Source organism: Rahnella sp. ATs2, from assembly GCF_051851855.1.
GTDB lineage: Bacteria > Pseudomonadota > Gammaproteobacteria > Enterobacterales > Enterobacteriaceae > Rahnella > Rahnella variigena.
Genome location: NZ_JBLYPL010000005.1, coordinates 283,967 through 301,388 on the forward strand (window position 1 = coordinate 283,967; position 17,422 = coordinate 301,388).

Annotated in this window: 15 protein-coding genes; all 15 read right to left on the bottom strand. The window is 53.6% G+C overall.

Going from position 1 to position 17,422, the window contains the following annotated elements:
• Nucleotides 1-26: 26 nt before the first annotated feature.
• Nucleotides 27-1,283: a cell division protein FtsA gene (gene ftsA, locus ACJY2G_RS07215; RefSeq protein ID WP_009634688.1), complete on the bottom strand. Its 1,257-nt coding sequence runs from the start codon at nt 1,281-1,283 to the stop codon at nt 27-29.
• A complete protein-coding gene (gene ftsQ / locus ACJY2G_RS07220) occupies nt 1,280-2,116 on the bottom strand; it encodes a cell division protein FtsQ (protein ID WP_112286944.1) in 837 nt (278 codons plus the stop codon). The genes ftsA and ftsQ overlap by 4 nt, the downstream gene beginning before the upstream one ends.
• A gap of 1 nt (nt 2,117) precedes the next feature.
• Nucleotides 2,118-3,038, bottom strand: a complete 921-nt coding sequence (locus tag ACJY2G_RS07225) for a D-alanine--D-alanine ligase (protein WP_430320730.1) — start codon at nt 3,036-3,038, stop codon at nt 2,118-2,120.
• Nucleotides 3,031-4,506 carry a UDP-N-acetylmuramate--L-alanine ligase gene (murC, locus tag ACJY2G_RS07230; protein ID WP_430320731.1) on the bottom strand — a complete coding sequence of 492 codons (1,476 nt, stop codon included), beginning with the start codon at nt 4,504-4,506 and terminating at the stop codon, nt 3,031-3,033. The genes ACJY2G_RS07225 and murC overlap by 8 nt, the downstream gene beginning before the upstream one ends.
• Before the next feature lie 78 nt (nt 4,507-4,584).
• Nucleotides 4,585-5,652 carry an undecaprenyldiphospho-muramoylpentapeptide beta-N-acetylglucosaminyltransferase gene (murG, locus tag ACJY2G_RS07235; protein WP_120161922.1) on the bottom strand — a complete coding sequence of 356 codons (1,068 nt, stop codon included), beginning with the start codon at nt 5,650-5,652 and terminating at the stop codon, nt 4,585-4,587.
• The gene (gene ftsW / locus ACJY2G_RS07240) at nt 5,649-6,851 is read right to left on the bottom strand and encodes a cell division protein FtsW (RefSeq protein ID WP_425272803.1); all 1,203 of its coding nucleotides are present in this window, start codon (nt 6,849-6,851) and stop codon (nt 5,649-5,651) included. Before ftsW ends, murG begins: the two co-directional genes overlap by 4 nt.
• A gap of 5 nt (nt 6,852-6,856) precedes the next feature.
• The gene (gene murD, locus ACJY2G_RS07245; RefSeq protein ID WP_430320732.1) at nt 6,857-8,173 is read right to left on the bottom strand and encodes a UDP-N-acetylmuramoyl-L-alanine--D-glutamate ligase; all 1,317 of its coding nucleotides are present in this window, start codon (nt 8,171-8,173) and stop codon (nt 6,857-6,859) included.
• A 2-nt stretch (nt 8,174-8,175) separates the two neighbouring features.
• Entirely contained in the window at nt 8,176-9,258 is a 1,083-nt protein-coding gene (gene mraY, locus ACJY2G_RS07250) for a phospho-N-acetylmuramoyl-pentapeptide-transferase (RefSeq protein ID WP_095924647.1), read from the bottom strand.
• Nucleotides 9,252-10,613, bottom strand: coding sequence for a UDP-N-acetylmuramoyl-tripeptide--D-alanyl-D-alanine ligase (gene murF / locus ACJY2G_RS07255; RefSeq protein WP_430320733.1), 1,362 nt, complete (start codon nt 10,611-10,613; stop codon nt 9,252-9,254). Before murF ends, mraY begins: the two co-directional genes overlap by 7 nt.
• Nucleotides 10,610-12,097, bottom strand: coding sequence for a UDP-N-acetylmuramoyl-L-alanyl-D-glutamate--2,6-diaminopimelate ligase (gene murE / locus ACJY2G_RS07260; protein ID WP_430320734.1), 1,488 nt, complete (start codon nt 12,095-12,097; stop codon nt 10,610-10,612). Before murE ends, murF begins: the two co-directional genes overlap by 4 nt.
• Nucleotides 12,084-13,847, bottom strand: a complete 1,764-nt coding sequence (locus ACJY2G_RS07265; protein ID WP_112286952.1) for a peptidoglycan glycosyltransferase FtsI — start codon at nt 13,845-13,847, stop codon at nt 12,084-12,086. Before ACJY2G_RS07265 ends, murE begins: the two co-directional genes overlap by 14 nt.
• A 27-nt stretch (nt 13,848-13,874) precedes the next feature.
• On the bottom strand, nt 13,875-14,195 hold the full coding sequence (gene ftsL, locus ACJY2G_RS07270; protein WP_112286953.1) for a cell division protein FtsL: 321 nt from the start codon (nt 14,193-14,195) through the stop codon (nt 13,875-13,877).
• Complete coding sequence (gene rsmH / locus ACJY2G_RS07275; protein WP_112286954.1) at nt 14,192-15,133, bottom strand: 16S rRNA (cytosine(1402)-N(4))-methyltransferase RsmH; 942 nt, start codon at nt 15,131-15,133, stop codon at nt 14,192-14,194. Before rsmH ends, ftsL begins: the two co-directional genes overlap by 4 nt.
• A gap of 2 nt (nt 15,134-15,135) precedes the next feature.
• Complete coding sequence (mraZ, locus tag ACJY2G_RS07280; RefSeq protein WP_430320735.1) at nt 15,136-15,594, bottom strand: division/cell wall cluster transcriptional repressor MraZ; 459 nt, start codon at nt 15,592-15,594, stop codon at nt 15,136-15,138.
• Nucleotides 15,595-16,306: 712 nt separating this feature from the next.
• Nucleotides 16,307-17,311 carry a catabolite repressor/activator gene (gene cra / locus ACJY2G_RS07285; RefSeq protein ID WP_113876342.1) on the bottom strand — a complete coding sequence of 335 codons (1,005 nt, stop codon included), beginning with the start codon at nt 17,309-17,311 and terminating at the stop codon, nt 16,307-16,309.
• Nucleotides 17,312-17,422: the final 111 nt, after the last annotated feature.

Genomic DNA, 17,422 nt, shown 5'->3' on the forward strand with positions numbered 1-17,422 from the left:
AACAGCATGATCCCGTTGTTAAACCATTAAAACTCTTTTCTCAGCCAGCTGTTGATTCGTTTGAACCAGTTGCCCACTGAGGCGCGTTTTTCCACTTCGGCCTCACCGCTCAGGTGAGACTCCTTCCCGTAGTGCAGCAGCCCTACAGCCGTTGAGTAGTAAGGTTCCTGCGCATAATCTGTCAGCCCGGTGATGTTCAGGGGTTGCCCGATACGCACCTGGGTATGGAATACCCGCTGCGCACAGGCTGCCAGACCATCAATTTGTGCTGCACCGCCTGTCAGAACAATACCGGCGGCCAGATGATGTTTTACGCCTTGCTGGCGTAACTGCTCCTGCAATTGCAAAATTTCGTCGTTCACTAAATTCAGCAATTCTGTGTAACGTGGCTCAATAACTTCCGCCAGTGTCTGACGTTGCAGACTGCGTGGTGGACGTCCACCTACGCTCGGCACTTCGACGTTTTCGTCTTTGCCGACAATCGAACCTAATGCACAACCGTGGCGAACTTTGATCGCTTCGGCATCGGTCGGTGGTGTACCAAACGCATAAGCGATGTCGCTGGTGACCACGTTCCCTGCATAAGGGATAACCTTAGTATGACGTAGTGCGCCGCCGGTATAAACCGCGATATCCATGGTTCCGCCACCAATATCGACCACACACACACCTAATTCACGCTCATCTTCGGTCAGAACGGCATAACTGGCTGCCAGACCGGCAAAAATGAGCTGGTCAACTTTTAAGCCGCAGCGTTCTACCGCTTTAACTATGTTCTTCGCCATATCGTTATGGCAGGTAATCAGGTGAACTTTGGCCTGCATACGCACGCCGGAAAGTCCGACCGGGTTTTTGATCCCTTCCTGATAATCAATGGCATATTCCTGAGGGATCACATGCAGAACCCGATGTTCATCACGCACACGCACAGATTTTGCGGTATGCACGACGTTCTCTACATCTTCCTGTGTGACTTCCTCTTCTGAAATAGGAACCATCCCTATTTCATTCTGACAACTGATATGTTTACCAGACAAAGCAAGGTAAACAGAGGAAATCTGGCAATCCGCCATCAGTTCAGCCTGATCGATGGCGCGCTGTACGCATTTCACCACCGATTCCAGATCATTCACGCCACCCTTGTCCATGCCACGGGATGGGCAACTGCCCACGCCGATAATATTGACCATGCCATCGGGCAGAACTTCCCCCACCAATGCGGCGACCTTTGCCGTACCGATCTCCAGCCCAACTACCAGTTTTCTGTCCGTCGACTTGATCATTGTTGTTTAGCCTGTGCCTGATTCTGTTGCTGATTACTGTTTTGCTGGTCAATAAACTCTGGCGCCCAACCTACCGACGCACCGCTGTCATAACGTAAATCGACATAAGTGATGCGTTTCTTATCGGCCTCTGCCTGTTGCTGGAATCGCGGGTAGAGCTCGATAAAACGTTGTAAACGCCCCATCCGGTCATCTCTCCCCAATTCCAGCCGGACGTCATTATCCAGAGTTAACTGCCACGAGTGACGCGCACTCATTGCCACTGCTTTCAACTGGAACTTACCGGCGGCCAGCGCCTGGCTCATTGTTTGAAAGCCCTGCAAAACATCCTGTTCGCTGCCTTCCGGACCGTAAAGCAACGGCATTTTCTGTTTGACCACACGTTCGGCGGGTATGCTGAATGATTTGCCCTCGGCATCCACCATATGCAGATCATTCCAGTGTGCGACCGGCACATACTCCACCAGGTGTATCTTCAATTCATTCGGCCATTGCTTACGGACGCTGACCTGTTTTATCCAGGGTAAACGCTCAATCTGCTGCTGAATGACGTTTACATCCTGCGTCATGAACGTTCCCGGAGCCCCTAAGGACAGGATCGCCTGACGAATATCATCATTGGTCGTGTAATGACGTTCCCCGGTAACCACTAACTGGGATAACGGCAATCGGTTCGCATCCTGCATCCAGCCAACAACGGCCCACGCACTCCATAAAATCGTTCCTACAACCAACAACAGAAACACGATCCCAGCCAGCTGGCCACCGTTACTGCGACGGCCGTTGTTTTCGACCGTCTCACGCTCTCGGGTATTCAGGGCGGCTTGAGACATATCAGTCCGCCAGTGCCAGAATACGGGAAACGAGCTGCGGGAAACTTAACCCGGCGTGTTTGGCTGCCATTGGCACCAGACTGTGGCTGGTCATGCCCGGCGACGTATTTACTTCCAGCAGGTTAAAGCTGCCGTCGCTGTCTTGCATCACGTCAACACGCCCCCAGCCGCTGCAATCGAGCGCCTGATACGCCTGCAATGCCAGCGCAGAAAGCTGTTGTTCCTGTGCTTCGCTTAAACCGCTCGGACAGAAGTACTGTGTTTCATCAGACAAATATTTTGCCTGATAGTCATAAAATGTTCCGGCTGGCTGGATGCGAATGGAAGGCATCACGTCGTCACCCACGATGGCGACCGTGTATTCCGGGCCGCTCAGCCATTTTTCAATCAGTACGTTATCGTCATGGCGGAAGCCTTCCTGCAGGGCTGGCAGCAACTCTTTTTCCGTAGTCACCTTGCTCATGCCAACGCTGGAACCTTCGCGGCTGGGTTTGACGATAACCGGCAGACCCAGTTCGGCGATTTTTGCCGCCAGAGCGCCCTGCCCTGCTTCTTCAATTTGTGAACGATGCAGTACAACAAACGGTGCGACCGGTAAACCTGACGCCTGCCACACCAGTTTGGTGCGGAATTTATCCATAGTCAGCGCAGATGCCATCACACCGCTGCCGGTATAAGGCAAACCGATTTGTTCCAGCAAGCCCTGCAACGTACCGTCTTCACCGCCGCGACCGTGCAGTGCGATAAAGACTTTGCTGAAGCCTTCTTGTTTAAGAAGCGCCACATTAAATGTTTTGGTATCGATGCCGTGAGCATCAATGCCTGATTCACGTAAGCCAGCCAGCACCGCGGCGCCGGACTGTAATGACACATCGCGTTCTGCGGAAGTACCACCCAACAATACTGCTACTTTCTCAGACATGATGTTCTTCACCTTTCTTAACTGGTTGCAGCTTTTGATCAGCCAATTTACGGGCCACTCTGCCGACATTACCGGCGCCCTGAACCAGAACTAAATCGTCACCTTCGAGGATCTGCGCCAGACTTTCCGGCACGGCTTCAATATCAGAAACCAAAATAGGATCCAATTTTCCGCGCGCACGGATGGTGCGGCACAGCGAGCGGCTGTCAGCGCCAGGGATGGGCGCTTCACCCGCCGGATAAACATCCAGCATGATCAGCACATCAACCTGAGACAGCACATTCGCAAAATCGTCGTACAAATCACGGGTACGCGTGTAACGGTGCGGCTGGAAAATCATCACCAGTCGCTTATTCGCCCAACCTGCCCGTGCGGCTTTGATCGTCGCATCGACTTCCGTCGGATGGTGACCGTAGTCATCAACCAGCATCGCGCTGCCGGTTTTGCCGTTCACATTTTCCAGCGCATATTCGCCCAGGAAATCGAAACGACGGCCTGTACCCTGAAAACCTGCCAGTGCGCGAAGAATGGCGTCATCACTGATCCCTTCATCTGACGCAACGGCTACTGCGGCCGCGGCGTTCAGGGCGTTATGACGACCCGGCGCATTCAGCGTCACGCTTATCAGCGGCAAGTCCTGACGGCGCAGCGTAAAGTGTCCTTGCGCGCCGACCTGACGGTAATTTTCGATAATCACATCCGCGTCTTCGCTGAAACCGTACGTCGTCATATGACGGCCCACGCGTGGGATCAGCTCGCGGATCACCGGATCATCAATGCACATCACTGCACGTCCGTAGAATGGCAGGTTGTGCAGGAAATTAATGAACGTCTGCTTCAGGATTTCGAAGTCACCCTGATACGTATCCATATGATCCGCTTCGATGTTGGTCACAATCGCCACCATCGGTTGCAGATGCAGGAACGACGCATCACTTTCATCTGCTTCAGCAATCAGAAAACGGCTTGATCCCAGACGCGCATGGGTACCGGCAGCTTTGACCAGTCCACCGTTAACGAATGTCGGATCCAGACCGTCTTCAGCATAAATACTGGTGACCATTGCTGTGGTCGTCGTTTTGCCGTGCGTACCTGCCACGGCGATACCGTGACGAAAACGCATCAGCTCAGCGAGCATTTCCGCGCGGCGGATCACAGGTATGCGCGCTTCACGTGCGGCAACGATTTCCGGGTTATCGGAAGAGATCGCCGTGGATACCACGACTACGCTGGCATCCAGCACGTTTTCAGGACGGTGATTAAAATAAATCGTCGCGCCCAAAGCAGTCAGTTGCTGTGTTACTTCGTTCGGCGCCAGATCGGAACCACTGATCTGATAGCCTTCATTTGCCAACACTTCGGCGATACCACCCATGCCGGCACCACCGATGCCAACAAAGTGAATGTGCCGGACACGATGCATCTCGGGCACGAAGGTACGCAGTTTCGCCAATTGTTGTGTATTCACGTTTTTATTCACTATTTCAGGTTACTGATTAATCCGTTTCTTACGGCTGGGACCACACACTGCATGGCCCGTTCAATTTCATTTTTTACTGGCGGCAACCACTTCTGCGGCTACACGCTCTGTCGCATCAGGAATAGCGGCTGCACGCGCAGCTTTTGCCATTTGCATCAGATGGGTTCTGTCCCATCCGGCCATCAGATCAGCGACGGCTGCGGCACTAAAGTCTTTCTGTTCAATAATTTTTGCAGCACCCGCTTTTTCCAGCGGCAATGCATTCCAGTACTGCTGGCGGTCTTTATGCTGGAATGGCACAAAAATAGCCGGCAAACCTGCGGCAGCAATTTCACTGACCGTTAACGCGCCGGAGCGACAAACCACCACATCTGCCCAGGCATAAGCTGCTGCCATGTCATCAATGAATTCGGTGACTTTGTGCTGAGTCTGACCGACTTTTTCGTAAGCCTGATTCACTGACTCCAGCGCACCTTTACCAACCTGATGCCACAACGTAATTTTATCGCCCATCAGCGCCGCGACTTCCGGCATGCTCTGATTAAGCACCCGCGCACCCTGACTGCCGCCAATCACTAAGACTCTGATCGGCCCTTCGCGTCCGGCTAAGCGCGTTTCCGGCAATTCCAGCGCCAGCACATCCGTGCGTACCGGATTTCCCACAACATCCGCTTTCGGAAAAGCACCGGGGAACGCCTGCAATACTTTGGTAGCAATGTGCGACAACCCTTTGTTGGTCATGCCCGCAATGCCGTTTTGTTCGTGCAGCACCACCGGAATACCCAGTGACCATGCCGCCAGACCGCCGGGGCCGGAAACGTATCCGCCCATGCCTAACACCACATCTGGCTGAAAGCGTTTCATGATGGCCTTCGCCTGACGCCACGCATGATATATGCGAATCGGGGCGGTGAGTTGCGCTTTCAGACCTTTCCCACGTAATCCAGAGATTTTAATGAAATCAATATCGATGCCATGTTTCGGCACAAGATCCGCTTCCATCCGGTCTGCTGTACCGAGCCAGCGAACTTCCCAACCTTGCGCGATAAGGTGATGCGCCACAGCCAGCCCCGGAAACACATGTCCGCCGGTACCGCCAGCCATCACCATTAAACGCCGGGTATTGCCACTCATCGGGCACTCCTTACAAACGCCTGGGCTTTTGCCAGCCGCGTTTCAAAATCCACTCGCAGCAATAACACGATTGCCGTCGACATAATGATTAAGCTCGAACCACCGTAACTGATCAGCGGCAGCGTCAGACCTTTGGTCGGCAACATCCCCGCCGCCGCGCCCACATTGACCAGCGCCTGGAAGCTAAACCACACGCCGATAGAACAGGCCAAAAATCCGGAAAAACGCTGATCAATCTCTAACGCACGGCGCCCGATGGACATCGCGCGAAAAGCGACGAAGAATACCATCAACAGGGCTAAAACCACACCGAAATACCCCAGTTCTTCACCCAAAATGGAGAAGATAAAGTCGGTATGCGCTTCCGGTAAATACTCCAGTTTCTGTACTGAATTTCCTAAGCCCTGTCCCCAGAATTCACCACGGCCAAATGCCATCAGCGACTGGGTTAACTGGTAGCCGCTACCAAACGGGTCGGCCCACGGATTCCAGAACGAGGTAACACGGCGCATACGGTACGGTTCGGCAAGAACCAGCAGCACAACCGCAAACGCACCGGAACCGATAATCGCCAGGAACTGCCACATTTTCGCCCCCGCCAGGAATAACATCGCCAGCGTGGTGATAAACAATACGACGACGGTACCCAGGTCAGGCTGAGCCAGCAGTAAAACGGCCAGCACCACCATCACGCCCATCGGTTTGCAAAAGCCCCAGAAGTTGCTGCGTACTTCATCTACCTTGCGCACCAGATAACTGGCGAGATAACAAAACAGCGACAGCTTCGAGAACTCAGCAGGCTGAATACGCAATGGTCCGAGTGAAATCCAGCGCGAGGCCCCGTTGACGGAGCTACCGACCACCAGAACCACCAACAGCATCACCACCGACAGCAGCAACAGCACATTGCTGTACTTCTGCCAGACGGCCATCGGCACACGAAGCGTCACCAGCGATAAACCAAAAGCCAGACCGAGATAAATGGCATCACGTTTAGCAAACAGGAACGGATCGTCTGCCAGACGCTGACCGATAGGCATGGAAGCCGACGTCACCATCACAAAACCCACGATCGCCAGACCAAAGGTCAGCCACAACAATGTCCGGTCGTACAGCACCAGCGTGACGGAATCGCTTTCCTTTGCGCCCATCACCCAGTCATTAAATTTTCCGATGAGGCTCAGCCCCGGAATACGCAACCGCATCAGCCCAGCTCCTTCGCCAGCGCGGTGAAGGCATCACCCCGTTGTTCAAAACTGCGAAACTGATCCAGACTCGCGCAAGCCGGAGATAACAGAACCATATCGCCGGAAGCCACGTGCTGGCTGATTTCCCGCATCGCCTGTTCCATGGTTTCAAACAGAGAGGAAACATCAGGTCGCAGCTCTGCAAGCTCAGCACCATCACGGCCAAAGCAATAAATACGCAGATTATCGCCTTGCAGATAACGGGTCAGCGGTGCGAAATCAGCAGATTTCCCGTCTCCGCCCAGCAGCAGATGTAACGTGCCTTCAACGTGCAAACCGTTCAGCGCCGCTTCAGTGCTGCCCACATTGGTGGCTTTGGAATCATTAATCCAGCGCACACCGTTGTGGTGCCAGGCTATCTGGAAACGGTGAGCCAGACCGGTAAAAGTGGTCAGCGCTTTCAGGCTGGACGCATGAGGAACACCTGCCGCATCCGCCAGCGCCAGAGCAGCCAGCGCATTGGTGTAGTTGTGGCGTCCGGTCAGCGGCATTTCACGGGTGTTCAGCACTTTTTCGCCATGCACACGCAGCCAGATATCATCCTGCTGACGGGTCAGATGGTAATCACCCACATCGACACCAAAACTCACACAACGCTTATCCGCGCCACGCACCGGCATAGTCAGCGCATCGTCCGCGTTAACAACACACAACGCAGCGTTTTCATACACTTTCAGTTTTGCCGCACGGTATTGCTGCAAGCCAAACGGATAGCGATCCATATGATCTTCAGTCACGTTCAGAATGGTCGCCGCCGCCGCGTGAAGGCTGTGCGTGGTTTCAAGCTGGAAGCTGGAAAGCTCAAGCACGAACAGATCGTATTCATGATCCAGCATGGTCAGCACCGGCAGGCCGATATTGCCGCCCACACCGACACGCCAGCCCGCAGCTTTCGCCATTTCGCCCACCAGCATGGTGACGGTGCTCTTACCGTTAGAACCGGTGATGGCGACAATAGGTGTCGTCGTTTCACGGCAAAACAGTTCGATATCACCCACAATTTCCACGCCTGCATCAGCAGCAGCGATCAGTGCCGGCGTCGCCAGCGCAACGCCCGGACTGGAAATAATTAAATCTGCATCCAGCAGCCAGTCTTCGTTGAGCGAACCCAGGTGACGCTCAATGTTATCCGCCAGTTTATCGAGTCCTGGCGGGCTGACGCGGGTATCAATGACACGCGGCATCACGCCACGTGCAACAAAGAAATCAACACAGGACAGGCCGGTAAGACCCAGCCCGATGATGACCACTTTTTTACCCTGATAGTCAGCCATAATTACCGCACCTTCAGCGTCGCCAGGCCAATCAGCACAAGCATCAGCGAAATAATCCAGAAGCGCACGATGACGCGCGGTTCCGGCCAGCCTTTAAGTTCGTAGTGATGATGGATAGGCGCCATACGGAAAATGCGCTGTCCACGTAACTTGAAGGACCCAACCTGCAGGATCACCGACAGTGTTTCGACCACGAACACACCGCCCATAATCACCAGTAAGAATTCCTGACGCAGCAGTACGGCGATGGTACCCAGCGCCCCGCCCAGAGCCAGAGAGCCGACATCACCCATAAATACTTGTGCCGGATAGGTGTTGAACCAGAGGAATCCAAGCCCGGCACCGACGATCGCCGTACACACGATCACCAGTTCACCGGCATGACGCAGATAAGGGATGTGCAGATAGCTTGCGAAGTTCATGTTACCGGTTGCCCATGCCACCAGCGCAAAACCTGCTGCGACGAAGACCGTTGGCATAATCGCCAGACCGTCCAGACCATCTGTCAGATTCACTGCGTTACTGGTGCCGACAATGACGAAATAACTCAGCAGGATGTACAGCAAACCCAACTGAGGCATGACGTCTTTGAAAAATGGCACAACCAGCTCAGTGGCTGGCGTGTCTTTACCAATGGCATACATGGTGAAGGCTGCCGCCAGCGCGATGACTGATTGCCAGAAGTATTTCCAGCGTGCAATCAGGCCCTTGGTGTCTTTACGCACGACTTTGCGGTAGTCATCGATAAAGCCCACGATGCCGTAACCAATCAGCACAAACAACACGCACCACACATACGGATTGGACGGATACGCCCACATCAGTACAGAAATTGTGATCGACGCCAGAATCATCAGGCCGCCCATCGTTGGCGTACCGCGTTTACTGAAATGCGACTCAGGACCGTCGTTACGGACAACCTGACCGAAAGACATTTTTTGCAGGCGGGCAATCATGCGCGGCCCGATCCACAGCGACAGGAACAACGCGGTCAGCAGGCTGACAATGGCGCGAAACGTCAGATAGGAAAAGACGTTGAAGCCGGAATAATATTTGACCAAGTGTTCGGCCAGCCAAACTAACATGTTGCATTCTCCTGTAACGCGCGTACTACCTGCTCCATTGCGGCACTACGTGAACCTTTAATTAAAACGGTAATTACCGCGTGTTCAGACAGTAAGCTCGTTAAACGGGCCGTCAGGGCTGCCTTATCCTCTAAATGCTCACCACATCCGCTGACATCACTGATGATGCGGCTGTCATGACCAATACTGAATACTTTGTCGATACCGGCGTCACGTATGGCTTCGCCCACCTGACGGTGGCAGCTTTCGCTTTCCGCGCCCAGTTCCGCCATATCACCCACTGCCATCACGCGGTAGCCAGGCATTTCAGAAAGCACCTGCGCTGCGGCTGTCATGGAACCCACGTTGGCGTTGTAGCTGTCATCAAGCAGGGTTTTACCCTCGCTAAGTGCGATAGGGAATAAACGCCCTTTGACGGATTGCAGGGTCGCCAGACCGGCGCGCACATTCTCCGGCGATGCCCCGACAGACATTGCCAGCGCAGCCGCAGCCAGTGCGTTAGCGATGTTGTGACGACCGGGGACCGGCAGCGAGACATCAATGCTGCCCTGAGGAGAATGCAGAGTGAACGCGGTATTCAGCGGACTGATTTTGACATCAGTCGCACTGAAATTGATGCCTTCACCGTAAGCCGGGGAGAAGCGCCAGACGGTTTTACCGCTCAGCTTATGCTGCCAGTTTGCCCAGTCGTTGTTATCCGCATTGATCACGGCGATGCCGTCTTCCGGCAGGCCATCGAAAATCTCGCCTTTCGCCCGCGCGACACCCGCCAGGGAACCGAAACCTTCGAGATGCGCGGCTGACAGGTTATTCACCAGTGCCGTTTCAGGCCGTGCCAGCGCAGTCGTATAGGCGATTTCACCAAGATGATTCGCGCCCATTTCAATGACGGCAAAATCATGTTCAGCGGTCAGGCGCAGCAAGGTGAGCGGAACACCGATGTCGTTATTGAAGTTGCCAGCGGTGTACAGCACGTTGCCGCACTCACGCAAAATAGCTGCAGTCATCTCTTTCACAGACGTCTTGCCGGATGAACCGGTCAGGCCGACGACACGGGCCGGAACCTGCTGACGCACCCAGCCACCCAGTTGCCCGAGAGCAATGCGGGTGTCGGCAACCACTAACTGAGGAACCTCCTCCGGTAAGCGCTTACTTACCAGCAAAGCCCCTGCTCCGGCTTTTACGGCATCCGCAGCGAAGTCATGGGCATCGAATTTTTCGCCTTTCAGCGCGATAAACAAACCGCCCTGGGTGACCTGACGGGTATCCGTGGTCACGCTGTCGATTTGAGTATCTGTGCCGATGAGCTCAGCGTTGAGCGCATCCGCCAGAGTTTGCAGGGAAACGCGGATCATGCGATCACCCCCAGCAAACGTGCAACCGTGACGCGGTCGGAATAATCAAGACGCTGGTTACCGACCAGCTGGTAGTCTTCATGCCCTTTGCCGGCAATCAGCACGACGTCTTCTTCTTTCGCCTGCATAATTGCGCTGGTGACGGCTTCTGCGCGACCATGAATTTCCTGCGCAAGCCCTGCATCAAGCAGGCCAGCAAGGATATCAGCGACGATAGCGCGCGGCTCTTCACTGCGCGGATTGTCATCGGTGACGATCACACGGTCAGCGTATTGCTCCGCAATGCCGCCCATCAGCGGACGCTTACCTTTATCACGATCGCCGCCGCAACCAAACACACACCACAGCGTACCGCGACAATGCAGACGGGCAGCCGCCAGTGCTTTTTCCAGCGCGTCAGGCGTATGGGCATAATCAACGACAGCGGTAGGTTTGCCCGGTGCATTGAAGACTTCCATGCGGCCGCAAACCGGTTGTAGCTGAGAAGCCGTAGCCAGTAATTGCGCCAGCGGATAATCCAGGGAAAGCAGTGTAGCCAGCGCAACCAGCAGGTTGCTGACGTTGAACGCGCCCATAAGGCGACTATCAAACTTACCTTCGCCCCAGCTTGAATCGATATTTACGGTAGCGCCGTTATCGTGATAATTCACGCTGCGCGCCACCAGCCAGCGGCCTTTCCAGCCTGCCGGGATTTTGTCTTCCATACTGACGGCAACAGCATCAGGCGTTTTCGCTAACCAGCGCGCGCCGACTTCATCGTCAGCATTAATGATTTTCTGACCGACCTGATGCGAGGAGAAAAGCTGCCATTTAGCGTCTTCGTAACTCTGCATATCACCGTGATAATCAAGATGATCACGGCTCAGGTTGGTGAATGCCGCTGCGGCAAAGGGCAATGCGGCAACACGGTGCTGAACCAGTCCGTGGGAAGAAACTTCCATTGCGGCAAAGGTTGCGCCTTGCTTCACCAGATCGGCCAGAATGTGCTGAACCTGCACGGCAGAACCGGTGGTGTTTTCCGCGGGTACCACGTTATCCAGCAAACCATTGCCGACGGTGCCCATCACGGCGCTGGTTTCGCCCAGTAACTGGCTCCACTGCGCCACCAACTGTGTGGTGGTGGTTTTACCGTTAGTACCGGTTACGCCAACCAGACGTAACGCTTTGCCCGGTTGCTGGTAAAAACGTCCCGCCAGTTCTGACAGCAGGACGTTGAGATCTTCGAGATAAATGACCGGTACACCATGCATCTGGCAAACCGTTCCGTGTTCTTGTTCACCCTTTGCCTCGGCCACGACGGCAGCGACGCCCTGGGCAATTGCCTGGGGAATAAAACGACGCCCGTCACTGGTATGGCCTGAAACCGCGACAAACAGATCGCCGGCAGCCGCAACGCGGCTGTCCAGAATCATGTCTTTTAGCGCTGCTGCCGGGGCATCACTCACCCAGGGCGCTAAGATGTCGCGCAAATTACGATCTGCCACCTGAAGCCTCTTTTTGATTATTCACTATGTCTGCGTTTTCATCGGCAGTCAGCGCATCCGGTTCAACGTTCATGGTACGCAATACGCCGCCCATGATGGCGCCAAACACCGGTGCGGAAACGGCCCCACCGTAATATTTCCCTGCTTGTGGATCGTTAATGACCACCACAAGCGCAAATCTTGGATTGCTTGCTGGCGCAACGCCGGCGGTATAGGCAATGTATTTGTTAACGTATTTACCGTCCGGACCGACTTTCTTCGCGGTACCCGTTTTTATCGCAATACGGTAACCCTTGATCGCGGCCTTCACGCCACCGCCGCCAGGCAATGCAACGCTTTCCATCATATGTACGACGGTACGCACCAGCGGTTCAGGGAAGACACGTTCGCCGGATACCGGCGGATCAACTTTCGTGATCGACAATGGGCGATAAATGCCCATGCTGCCGATCGTTGCGTAGACTCGCGCTAACTGGAGAGGTGTCACCATTAGCCCGTAGCCGAAAGAGAAGGTGGCCCTCTCTATGTCAGACCACCGTTGTTTTTTAGGGTATATGCCACTGCTTTCTCCAACCAGCCCCAAATTGGTTGGTTTTCCCAATCCGAATCGCGAGTAAGTATCTACCAGCTCAGCGGAGGGCATCGATAACGCCAGTCGTGAAACACCGACGTTACTCGACTTCTGCAAGATGCCCGTTACGGAAAGCTCACCGTAACGCGCAACATCTTTAATCTCATGGCCATTGATCCGATACGGCAGGGTGTTCAGCACGCTGTTTTCGCGGACCACACCGTTTTTCAGTGCCGTCATCACCACCATCGGTTTCACTGTGGAACCCGGCTCAAAAATGTCGGTGATGGCACGGTTACGCATCACATCTTTCGGCGTATCCGGCATGTTGTTTGGGTTGTATGAAGGGCTGTTCGCCATCGCCAGCACTTCACCGGTCTGGACATCAACCAGCACGGCAGTACCTGATTCGGCTTTGTTAAACGCCACCGCATTATTCAGTTCGCGGTAAACCAGCGCCTGTAAACGCTCGTCGATACTCAGTGCGAGGTTGTGGGCGGCCTGACTGTCGACGGTAGAAATATCTTCGATAACGCGACCAAAACGGTCTTTACGAATGGTACGTTCGCCGGGTTTACCGGTCAGCCAGCGGTCAAAACTCTTCTCAACGCCTTCAATGCCTTCGCCATCAATGTTGGTCACGCCGATAACATGCGACGTCACCTGCCCGGCCGGATAATAACGGCGCGATTCCTGACGCAGGGAAATCCCCGGCAGTTTGAGTTTATGGACATATTCGCCAACGGCAGGGTTAACCTGACGGGCTAGGTATACGAAGCGTCCGTTGGGATTGGCATTAATGCGGGCGGAAAGCTGGGCAAGCGGCATGTTCAGCGCGTCAGCCAGCGCCTTCCATTTGGTATCGACGGTAATGCCGCCGCGATCGTTAATTTCTTTCGGGTCTGCCCAGATAGCATTGACCGGAACGCTGACCGCCAGAGGGCGACCGGAACGATCGGTAATCATGCCACGTGAGGTAGGAATGGTTTGCACGCGCAGGGAACGCAGATCCCCTTCTCTCACCAGCTTATCCGGGTTAATAACCTGCAGGTATGCCACACGCAACATCAGGCCAACCAATGCCAGCAGGATACAGGCGCACAACAACGCAAAACGCCAGCTGATAAAGCTGGCTTGATCTTCTGGACGCTTTAACTTCGCGGTGCGTGTTGCTTTCATTAGCTGCCTGTATTCTCCGTGCGCATTTTAAGGCTGAACCACAATGATTTCTTGAGATGGATCAACGTGCTGCATCTGCAATTTCTCCGTTGCGATGCGTTCTACCCGGCTGTGATCGCCGAGAGCATTCTCTTCAAGGATCAGGTTGCGCCATTCGATATCCAGCGCGTCCCGTTCCAGTACTAATTGTTCGCGCTGAGCCGTCAGCAAACGCGTACGGTGAGCGGTTGTGACCACTAAGATTGCGCTGACCAGAACGGCAATCAGCAAAATCAGCGGGATCTTGCCATTGCGCAAAATATCGCTGGCAATAACCCCCACTAAACCGTGGCGTTCATTGCCGATCACGCTGTCGTTCTCTCAGCAAAACGCAGAACTGAACTGCGTGCGCGAGGATTTTCAGCAACTTCAGCGTCTGAAGGCATCATCTTCCCGACGGACTTCAGGGAACGTCCGCCAAGCTCAGCGATTTGCGCTTCTGTCATCGGGATACCCGCTGGCACTTGCGCGCCACGACTGTGCTGGCGAATAAAACGCTTCACAATGCGGTCTTCCAGAGAGTGGAAACTGATCACCGATAAACGACCTTCAGGTGCCAGAATTTCCAGAGCGCCATCCAGCGCGCGTTCGATTTCTTCCAGCTCACTGTTGATGTAAATACGGATAGCCTGGAAGCTACGCGTGGCCGGATGTTTGTGTTTTTCACGAACCGGCGAAGCGTTGGCAATCAAATCCGCCAGCTCTTTGGTTCGGGTCATCGGCAGCTCACGGTTACGCTCAACGATCGCGCGGGCAATTCGCTTGGCAAAACGTTCTTCGCCGAACGTTTTCAGCACCCAGGCAATGTCTTCGGCTTCTGCTTTCATCAGCCATTCAGCTGCAGAATAACCACGGGTTGGATCCATACGCATATCCAGAGGCCCGTCGCGCATAAATGAGAATCCGCGTTCAGGATCGTCAAGCTGCGGAGAAGAAACACCTAAGTCCAGTAATACGCCGTCGATCTTGCCTTCGAGGCCGCGATCACGCACATAGTCAGCGAGATCAGAGAAAGGTCCGTGAACAATCGAAAAACGAGGATCATCAATGGATTCTGCGGCTTTGATCGCTTGTGGATCACGGTCAATCGCCAGCAAGCGTCCGTCCGGCCCAAGCTGGGACAGAATCAAACGTGAGTGGCCACCGCGGCCAAAAGTTCCGTCTATGTAAATGCCGTCCTGACGAATGTTTAGGCCGTTAACGGCTTCATCCAGCAAAACGGAAGTGTGTTTGTAGTTTTCAACCATGCTTATAATGACAAGTCCTGTAATCGTTCAGAAAGGGGTTCCTGAGACGATTGTTCAGCGTCGATGTCTTCCTTAACTTGTTGATACCAGGTCTGTTCATCCCACAGTTCAAACTTATTGAACTGCCCAACCAGCATCACTTCTTTTTCGAGCCCGGCGTGCTGTCGCAATGTCGTTGCAATCAGCAGGCGCCCGGCGTTATCCATCTGACATTCACTCGCATGCCCGAGTAAAAGGCGCTGAATACGGCGCTCAACAGGGTTCATGCTCGACAGACGGGACAATTTTTGTTCGATCACTTCCCACTCAGGGAGGGTGTAAAGGAGGAGACATGGGTGATGGAGGTCTATGGTGCAAACCATTTGACCTTGCGATTCTTCGCTCAGCAAATCCCGATAGCGGGTAGGTACGGCAAGTCGCCCTTTGCTGTCGAGGTTAACCATCGTCGCGCCACGAAACATGACCGATCTACCCCTCTGTGACCTTTTTCACCACTTTCCCCCACAAATTCCCACAGAAAAGAGTTTACGGATGGTTTTAAAACCTTGTCAAGCCAGAGCAGAGAAGGTTTGGCATTATTTACGCAGCCAGGCAATTACTTAGCGCAAGGTGATGATGTTTTTTAGAAGGGGAGAGAAAATAACGTCATGATTAGTTGAAGAAATTTCGGAGGGTTAATAATTTCGTTTAAAAAAAAGCCAAACTGAACATTATTTAACTATTTATATTCTTCTGCTAGCTAACTCTCATTTCCTGACTGTTTTGCCATAACAAAAATCATTTTCAGTTTTTTTTATGGCTGTCACGTCTACATCATCATCATTTTACCTGCCAACCCGCAGGACATCAGTCTTCCGGCTGATTCAAAACTCATCAGCAACGCGTCAGACCATAACTGCGGGAAATTAAGCGGGGAATTCTACAGCACTTTTGCAGGGAGCATTAACGTATTTTAGAAATTGATTGGCAGGTTTATATCAGTTCAGGAAAGACAAAAACATTTGTTAATAATTCAGCAGTCTGGGAATGTTCTTAATTTACCCATTCTGCTTATATGGGAATTTTCGTATTCGATTATCACAACCGGCAAGATGCTTTATTCATTGTTACTTATGAAACGTGTTGCTGAGACAGGAAAACAACGGGCAGTCAGGATGAATGCCCGCAGGAGGTTTATTTGCGGCTCAGACGGCCACGGCGGAACAAATTACGCCGGATACGGGTCAGCCCGGCTTTCGGTTTTTTCGGCTCATCGAGACAGGCCAACACCAGTTCCAGCACGCGTTCAGCCACATCACGGTGACGCTGCGCCACAGCGAGAACCGGACACTCCAGGAAATCGAGCAACTCGTTATCGCCGAATGTGGCAATCGCCAGATCGACCGGCAGCCGCCCTTCCGTTTTCAGCGTCACGTCCATGACACCCTGCAACAACTGGAATGAGGTGGTAAATAACGCCTGTGGCATCGGGTTGGTTTTCAGCCATTCAGCAAAGACGACGGCAGCCGATTCGCGATCGTAGGCATTGGCGTAAAGGTATTTCGGCTGACGGGGATCATCAGCCCAGGCCTGACGAAATCCTTGTTCACGCAGGAAGCTCACAGAAAGCTCCGGCAGTGCGCCGAGATAGAGTACCGATTCAGCCGGGAACGTGCGCAATTCCTGCGCCAGCATCAGTGCGTCTTCCTGATCGGCCCCGACCACGCTGATGAAGTGCTCAGGGTCCAGGGCACGGTCGAGCGCAATGATCGGGAAATCATCGTTAGCCCAGCGCTGATAGAAAGGGTGTTCCGGCGGTAAAGACGTGGAAATGATGATGGCATCAACCTGACGCTGCAGAAGATGTTCGATGCAACGCATTTCATTATCAGGCTGATCTTCAGAGCAGGCGATCAGCAACTGATAGCCACGCTGACGGGCCTGCCGCTCAAGGAAATTGGCAATTTTGGTGTAGCTGGTGTTTTCCAGGTCAGGGATCACCAGACCAATAGAGCGGGTTCGACCGGCGCGCAGACCTGCTGCCACCGCGTTCGGGTGATAGTTATGTTCCTTCACAACAGCCATGACTTTCTCGACTGTCTTATCGCTGACACGATACTGTTTCGCCTTGCCATTAATCACATAACTGGCCGTGGTACGCGAAACGCCCGCTAACCTCGCGATCTCATCCAGCTTCACTGAGCAAACCCCTTAATAAAGATAATGCTTTATCTAACCGCAGAAGCCCCTGCCGGGCAAGGTGTTTTACCGAATCGCTTCACCTGACTCGCAAAAAAGAAAGCCCGGCTC